General features: G+C 44.7%; 1 protein-coding gene. It reads left to right on the top strand.

The features are described from left to right. Positions 1 to 992: ATP-binding protein (locus HCR01_RS37995; protein ID WP_193201024.1), on the top strand; the 992-nt coding region annotated here is incomplete at both ends.

Here is a 992-nt window from a genome sequence, read left to right as displayed (position 1 = left end):
TATTGTAGATGTGCTGCTAGCCATCGCTCATCGTGTCAGCCAGAGTTTGGAGAAAATACCGCTGGAGGAAGCGAGCAAGTTAAATCAGCTACTGCAAGGTGCGTTGAAGGTTTTAAACTCCGAGGTGACAGGGTTGAAGGTAAAAACACCTATAGGAGACGTTGGTTTATCTATGGACAAAGATAAATTTTCTCTCGCCTTGGGAATTGGAGAAATTATATCCCAGATGAAAAGTGATCCGATACTGCGGCAGAAACTTAATCAGTACCTATGGCCACAGAAAACCAGACTGTTGGAGGCGATTAATCGAGAACTGTTAGAGCCGGCGATCACTAAACTGAAGCAGCATGGGAAAAAGGGGTTGGTGGTGATTGTAGATAACCTCGACCGCATAGATAATCGCATCAAGCCCTGGGGTCGTCCGCAACAGGAATATCTGTTTGTAGATCAAGGAGAGCTTTTGACAAAGCTGAATTGTCATTTAGTCTTTACAATGCCCTTTGCTTTGAAATTCTCGAATGATTATGGAACGCTGACCCAGCGATTCCCGTCAGACCCGAAGGTGTTACCAATGGTACCTGTACAGTGGTCTGACGGTAGTGTGCATCAACAGGGGATGGCACTGATGCAACAGATGGTGTTAGCCAGAGCCTTTCCCGATTTGCAACCAGACGAGCGCCTAAGCCAGATTACTGATATTTTTGATAGTGTCACGACTCTTGAGCGGTTATGTAGTTTAAGCGGTGGTCATGTGCGAGACTTGTTACGGTTGTTAAATATCTGGATTCAGGAGGAAATGAAACTTCCCCTTTCCCGTAGCATCCTAGAGCAAGTGGTTCGCGCTCGTAAAAATGATATGACTATGCCAATATCAGATGAAGAGTGGCAATTACTGCGTTATGTTAAGCACAACAAAAAAGTCAGTAATGGACAGGGATACCAAAAGTTAATTCATAGTCGCTTTGTATTTGAATATCGGGATGGTGGCGAGT

This window comes from Nostoc sp. MG11, from assembly GCF_014904695.1.
Taxonomy (GTDB): Bacteria; Cyanobacteriota; Cyanobacteriia; order Cyanobacteriales; family Nostocaceae; genus Komarekiella.
The sequence above is the reverse complement of the archived record's forward strand: the minus strand, read 5'-3'. Positions and strand labels throughout refer to the sequence as shown.